Here is a 6152-nt window from a genome sequence, read left to right on the forward strand (position 1 = left end):
GGGGAGGCGATCTGAGGAGACCGCACGGGGCAGAGCTCCCACCTATGGGCGTCAGGGCAGTCAGGGGGCGAGGGCACCGGGGTCACGAGGCGCGAGCCGGGCCACCTCGGCCATCAGCGCGCGCAGCCGCGGCGAGGCGACCAGCTCCTCCAGGGACATCGGGCGCCCCTCGGCATCGGCGATCGGCAGCCGCCAGTTGGGGTACTGGTCCCAGGTGCCCGGCAGATTCTGCGGCCGGCGGTCCCCCACCGCGTCCGGCAGCCATACGCCCACCATCCTCGCCGGGGTGCGCAGCAGAAAGCGGTGGACCGCCTTGACCGCCGCCTCCTCGTCCCCGGGCCCCTCCGGCAGCATCCCGAGCCGCCCCAGCAGCGCCAGCCACTCGGCGACCTCGACCGCCTCGGCGGCGCGCTCCTCGGCGAGGGGGCGGGTCAGCAGGCCCAGCCGGTGGCGGAGTTCGACATGGTCGCCGGTGAGCCGGGCTGCCGTGCTCGGCAGGTCGTGGGTCGTCACGGTGGCCAGGCCGTCGGCCCGCCACTCCTCAGGCGACAGCGGCCGCGCCGGACCGGCGCCGCTGTAGTTCCGCTCGAACCACATCACCGAGGTGCCCAGCACCCCCCGCCGCTCCAGCTCCTCCCGCACCCCCGGCTCGACCGTCCCCAGGTCCTCCCCTATGACGACCGCCCCGGCCCGGTGCGCCTCCAGGGCGAGCACACCGAGCATCGCCTCCGCGTCGTAGCGGACGTAACAGCCCTCCGTCGGCTCCCGCCCCTCCGGCACCCACCACAGGCGGAAGAGGCCCATCACATGGTCGACGCGGAGCGCTCCGGCATGCCGTAGGAGGCCGCGCAGCAGATCGCGGTAGGGGGCGTAGCCCGTGGCCGCGAGCGCGTCCGGGCGCCATGGCGGGAGGCCCCAGTCCTGGCCCCGGGAGTTGAAGGCGTCCGGGGGCGCGCCGATGGACATACCGGCGGCGAAGACGTCCTGGAGCGCCCAGGCGTCGGCGCCCGAGGGATGGACCCCGACCGCCAGATCGTGCACGAGACCGATGTCCATGCCGGCGTCGCGCGCGGCGCGCTGGGCGGCGGCCAGCTGGGTGTCGGTGAGCCAGGCGAGCCAGCAGTGGAAGTCGGTGCGGTCCAGGTGCTCGGCCCGCGCACGGGCGGTGTCCGCCGAACGCGGATCGGCCAGGCCGCCGGGCCAGGCGCGCCATTCGGGGCCGTGGGTCTCGGCGAGCGCGCACCACAGGGCGTGGTCCTCCAGGGCCTGGCCTCGCTCGGCGAGGAAGTCGCAGTAGGCGGCGCGGCGGCCGGGGCCGAGCGGAACCGTCCGCACCAGCTCCAGCGCCTCGCGCTTGAGGGCCCAGACGGCGTCCCGGTCGATGAGGGCACCCTCGCGCAGGACGGACGTACGGAGGGCCGCGGCAGCCTCCAGCAGCTGATCGGCCCGCGCACGGGCGCGGCCGCGCAGATGGGCGTATTCGGGCACGTCCTCGATCCGCAGATGGACCGGGTCGGGGAAGCGCCGCGACGAGGGGCGGTACGGCGAGGGGTCGGTGGGCGCGGCCGGGGTGCCGGGCACGGCGGCGTGCAGCGGGTTGATCTGGACGAAACCGGCGCCGAGCGCCCGCCCCGACCAGGCGGCGAGGTCGGCCAGGTCGCCGAGGTCACCCATGCCCCAGGAGCGCGCGGAGAGCAGCGAGTAGAGCTGCACCAGGAAGCCGTGGCTGCGGACCGGGGATAACGGCATCCGGTCGGGGGCCACGATGAGGGGGGCGGTGGCGCGGCGGCCGTCGGGGGCCTCGGCGAACAGGGTGTGGGCCCCGGGCGGGAGCGCGGCGAGCGCGGTAAGGGGACCATCGGCGGTGGCGCCCTCCATAAGGAGGCCATCGGCCGTGGCGCCCTCCGTAAGGACGCCATCTGTCAGCGCGCCGCCCGTAAGAGCGCCGCCGGCGAGCGCGCCGCCCCTGAAGGCGCCGCCCCCGCGGGTGCGTGCCGTAAGGGCGCCATCGGTTCCGTGGGCCCCCGCGGCCGCCCGCCCCCGCGCATGCGGTGCGCCGTCCTCGGCGCGCACCCGCAGCGCCGTGCCCTCGGGCAGGCTCAGCCGGGGCGCCCTGCCGGGGCGCACCACCACACAGGGGGGCAGCAGCCGGTCGCGCAGCCGGCTCTCGTGCCGGTCCAGCGCTTCGCGTACGGATCGGGGGGTCGAGGCGTCCACGCCGAGCGCGGCCAGTACGGCGACGACAGTGTCCTCGGGCACCTGGACGGTGCGGCCCGGGGCGGGCTCGTAGGAGGTGGCGACACCGTGCAGCTCGGCGAGCCGCGCTCTGCCCATCAGTACTCCATCGGCTCGCAGCCCGCGCCCGCGCCGGTGAGGGCGGCGATCGGCTCACTCGTCAGGGGAGGTTCGGCGGCGAGCGGAGGCTCGCTGGTCAGGGGGATGTTGTCGGAGAGCGGGGGTTCGCTGGTGAGGGGCGCCTCGGTGGCGCTTCCGGACCCGAAGCCGTCCAGGCCGCACAGTCCGCAATCGGGGTCGGAGACACCGTCGAAGGGATCCGGTTCGCTGGACGCCTCGGGTCCGGGTTTGGACAGGGCGGAGAGGAGGAGTTGAGCTGACGCGGCCACACGGACCTCCGTGGGGTTGTCGGCAGTGGGTCATCCCGAGCCCTACCCACTCCGGACGGACGCAGACGTAAACGCCCCCCGTACGTGCTGTAGGTCACATACCCTCTGGGCGGCGATTTCACGGCAGCAAGGGGTCGGGAGCACAGAGTTTACGAACAGGACCGCCCTTCATCCGTCAGACTTGCGCCGGGCGCGCCGCACCCGGCGCCGGTCCGCACGATGCGTGGCTCTTGCGGCAATGCCGACAGTTCGGTCGCTCGCGTTGACACCCTCACCGGCCTGGTGGTGGGCTCACGCCTATCGGCGCCACATCTACGGGGACCGGCTATCTGGATCGAGGAGAGGCCAGTGCAGTTCGGGGGGAAGAGGCCGAGGGCGGCGGGCGCGACGGCCATGGCCGCCGCGGTCATCGGGGGGCTGCTCGGCGGCGCACCCGCGGCCGCCGCCGCGCCTGCGGACCACGGCGCCCCGGGCGCCGCCACACCGGAGCGCGACAGCCGCGACGGCATACCGCCCGTATGGCCGCGCCCTCAGTCGCTGCGGGCGCAAGGGCCGGAGGTGGCCGTGGGGGACGAGGCCACCCTCATAGCCGACGGCGACGCCGATCCGTACGCCCTGGACGCGCTGCGCGCCCTGCTGCACGACGCGGGGGTGCGCACCGTCAACGAGGCCACGCCCGGCGGCAAGGCCCCGACCGGCGGGCTGGTGGTGCACGTCGGCGGCCGGGGCGCGGCCGACGCGCTGCGCGCCCTGCGCGCGCCCGAGCGCGGCGACCTCCCGTCCGGCGGCTATCTCCTGGCCACGGGCCCGGTGGACGGGCGGCCCACGGTCGCGCTGTCCGGCGTCGGCCCGGACGGTCTCTTCCACGCCGTCCAGACGCTGCGCCAGCTGCTGGTGAAGCGGGACGGCCAGGGCTCCGCCTTCGCCGGGGTGACCGTCCGCGACTGGCCCGGGACGGCCGTGAGGGGCATGACGGAGGGCTTCTACGGCTCCCCGTGGTCGCACCGGGACCGGCTGGCCCAGCTCGACTTCATGGGCCGCACCAAGCAGAACCGCTATCTCTACGCGCCCGGCGACGACACCTACCGGCAGGCCCGCTGGCGCGACCCCTACCCCGCCGAGCGGCGCGAGGAGTTCCGCGAGCTGGCCACCCGCGCCCGGGCCAACCATGTGACCCTGGGCTGGGCGGTCTCCCCCGGCCAGGAGATGTGCTTCTCGTCCGCCAAGGACCTCAGGGCGCTGCTGCGGAAGGTCGACGCCATGTGGGCGCTCGGGGTGCGCTCCTTCCAGCTCCAGTTCCAGGACGTCAGCTACAGCGAGTGGCACTGCGGCGCCGACGCCGATGAATTCGGCTCCGGCCCGGAGGCCGCCGCCACCGCGCAGGCCAAGGTGGCCAACGCCCTCGCCCGCCATCTGGCCGACCGCCACCCCGGCTCGGACCCGCTGTCCCTGATGCCGACCGAGTACTACCAGGACGGCGACACCGAGTTCCGGCGCTCGCTGGCCGGCGCGCTCGACCAGAAGGTGGAGGTGGCCTGGACCGGGGTGGGGGTGGTGCCCAGGACCATCACCGGCGGTGAGCTGGCCGGTGCCCGCTCGGCGTTCGGCCACCGCTTGGTCACCATGGACAACTACCCGGTCAACGACTGGGCCCAGGACCGGATCTTCCTCGGCCCGTACACCGGCCGCGACCCGGCGGTGGCCACCCAGTCCGCGGCGCTGCTGGCCAACGCCATGGAGCAGCCGACCGCCTCCCGGATCCCGCTGTTCACCGCCGCCGACTTCGCCTGGAACCCGCGTGGCTACCGCCCCCAGGAGTCCTGGCAGGCGGCCATCGACGACCTCGCGGGACCCGACGCCGAAACCCGCGCCGCCCTGCGCGCCCTCGCCGGGAACGACGCCTCCTCGGTGCTCGGCGGCGACGAGTCCGCGTATCTGCTCCCGCTCATCGACGCGTTCTGGACCGCCCTGGGCGGTACGGACGTGGAGCGGCTCGAGCGCTCGGCCGGTCGGCTGCGCGACGCCTTCAAGACGATGCGTGACGCCCCCGAGCGGCTGTCCCGCACGCTGGGCGACGATGTGCGGCCCTGGCTGGACCAGCTGGGCCGCTACGGCGACGCGGGCGTGCGGGCCGTGGACATGCTCACCGCCCAGGCGCGCGGCGACGGCGCGGCGGCCTGGAAGGCACAGCTCGCCGTGGAGGGGCTGCGCGAGCGGATCGGCGACAGCCGGGTCACGGTCGGCAAGGGCGTCCTCGACCCCTTCCTCACCAAGGCGCTCATCCGGGCGGACGCCTGGTCCGGCGTGGACCGGGCCCCCAAGCTGGGGCTGCGGACCGGCAAGGACGACCGCGCGGCCGCCGACGGTAAGACGGCCACCGACGTGGCATCGCCCGGCCGCCCGGTCACCGTGCGCTTCGGCCGCAGCCGTCCGCTCTCCTCCGTCTCCGCGCTCACCGCACAGGTCAAGGACGCCTCGCCGGGCGCCGTCGAGGCACATGTCCCCGGTGCGGGCTGGCGCCGTATCGGCGCGCTCTCGGGCAGCGGCTTCACCCAGGTCAGGGCGGCGGACGGGGACAAGGACCTGCTGGCGGACGCGGTCCGGCTCAGCTGGCCGGCCGGCACCACCCCGCCGGCCGTGCACGAGATCACACCCTGGTTCGGCGACACCCCGGACGCGGGGCTCACGCTGTCCCACAAGACGGCGGACGCGGAGATAGGCGGCGGGGCGGCCGTCGTCGAGGCCCAGCTGATCTCCCACCGCCCGGGCGATGTGAACGGCGACCTTACGGTGAGGGCGCCCCGCGGCATCACCGTCCGCGCCCCCGCCGGGGTGACGGCCCCGCGCGGCGGCACGGCGACCGCCCGGCTGGAGATATCGGTGGCCCAGGGCACCAAGCCGGGCAGCTACACCCTCCCGGTCCGCTTCGGGTCGGAGGAGCGCATGCTGACCGTAAGGGCGCTTCCGGGCACCGGCGGCCCGGACCTGGCCCGCGCGGAGGGCACGAAGGCGACCTCGTCCGGCGACGAGGCCGACGGCTTCCCGGCGTCCGCCGTGATCGACGGCAAGGCGGACACCCGCTGGTCCTCCCGGCCCGAGGACGGCGCCTGGCTCCAGCTGGAGCTGGCCCGCCCGGCCCGGATCGGCCGACTGGATCTGAGCTGGCAGGACGCGTACGCCTCCCGCTACCGCGTCCAGGTCTCCGGGGACGGCCGCACCTGGCGCGACGCGGCGACGGTCGCCCATGGGAAGGGCGGCAAGGAGTCGATCGGCATGGACGCCCCGGACACGCGGTTCATCCGTATCCAGGGCGTCGAGCGCGCCACCCGCTTCGGCTACTCACTCTGGTCGGTGGCCGCCTATGCGGTCCAGAAGGACTAGGCGCTCGCCGATCCGCTTAGGCGCTATCCGACGGATCTTGACGCCTGCGGCGGACCGTTCCCCTCGCGGCGGACGCCCCGTGGGCGGCGCGGAAGAACGGGGTCCTGTCGGGGGGATCTTCACGGAGCCGTGAAGATCCCCCCGACA

Annotated in this window: 3 protein-coding genes; 1 reads left to right on the forward strand and 2 read right to left on the reverse strand. The window is 75.0% G+C overall.

The window, feature by feature from the left end:
* Positions 1–60: 60 nt before the first annotated feature.
* Positions 61–2334 carry a 4-alpha-glucanotransferase gene (malQ, locus tag AB0E24_RS16420; RefSeq protein ID WP_359377575.1) on the reverse strand — a complete coding sequence of 758 codons (2274 nt, stop codon included), beginning with the start codon at positions 2332–2334 and terminating at the stop codon, positions 61–63.
* A complete protein-coding gene (locus tag AB0E24_RS16425; RefSeq protein ID WP_069865777.1) occupies positions 2334–2624 on the reverse strand; it encodes a hypothetical protein in 291 nt (96 codons plus the stop codon). Before AB0E24_RS16425 ends, malQ begins: the two co-directional genes overlap by 1 nt.
* 393 nt (positions 2625–3017) lie before the next feature.
* Between AB0E24_RS16425 and AB0E24_RS16430 the strand changes: the two genes are divergently transcribed.
* The gene (locus AB0E24_RS16430; protein WP_359377609.1) at positions 3018–6005 is read left to right on the forward strand and encodes a glycoside hydrolase family 84 protein; all 2988 of its coding nucleotides are present in this window, start codon (positions 3018–3020) and stop codon (positions 6003–6005) included.
* Positions 6006–6152: the final 147 nt, after the last annotated feature.

The organism is Streptomyces malaysiensis subsp. malaysiensis, assembly GCF_040653035.1.
Classification (GTDB): Bacteria; Actinomycetota; Actinomycetes; order Streptomycetales; family Streptomycetaceae; genus Streptomyces; species Streptomyces malaysiensis.

Coding starts and splice junctions, on each gene's coding strand:
- malQ (WP_359377575.1), bottom strand. CDS start 2,334: ATGGGCAGAGCGCGGCTCGCCGAGCTGCACGGTGTCGCCACCTCCTAC.
- AB0E24_RS16430 (WP_359377609.1), top strand. CDS start 3,018: ATGGCCGCCGCGGTCATCGGGGGGCTGCTCGGCGGCGCACCCGCGGCC.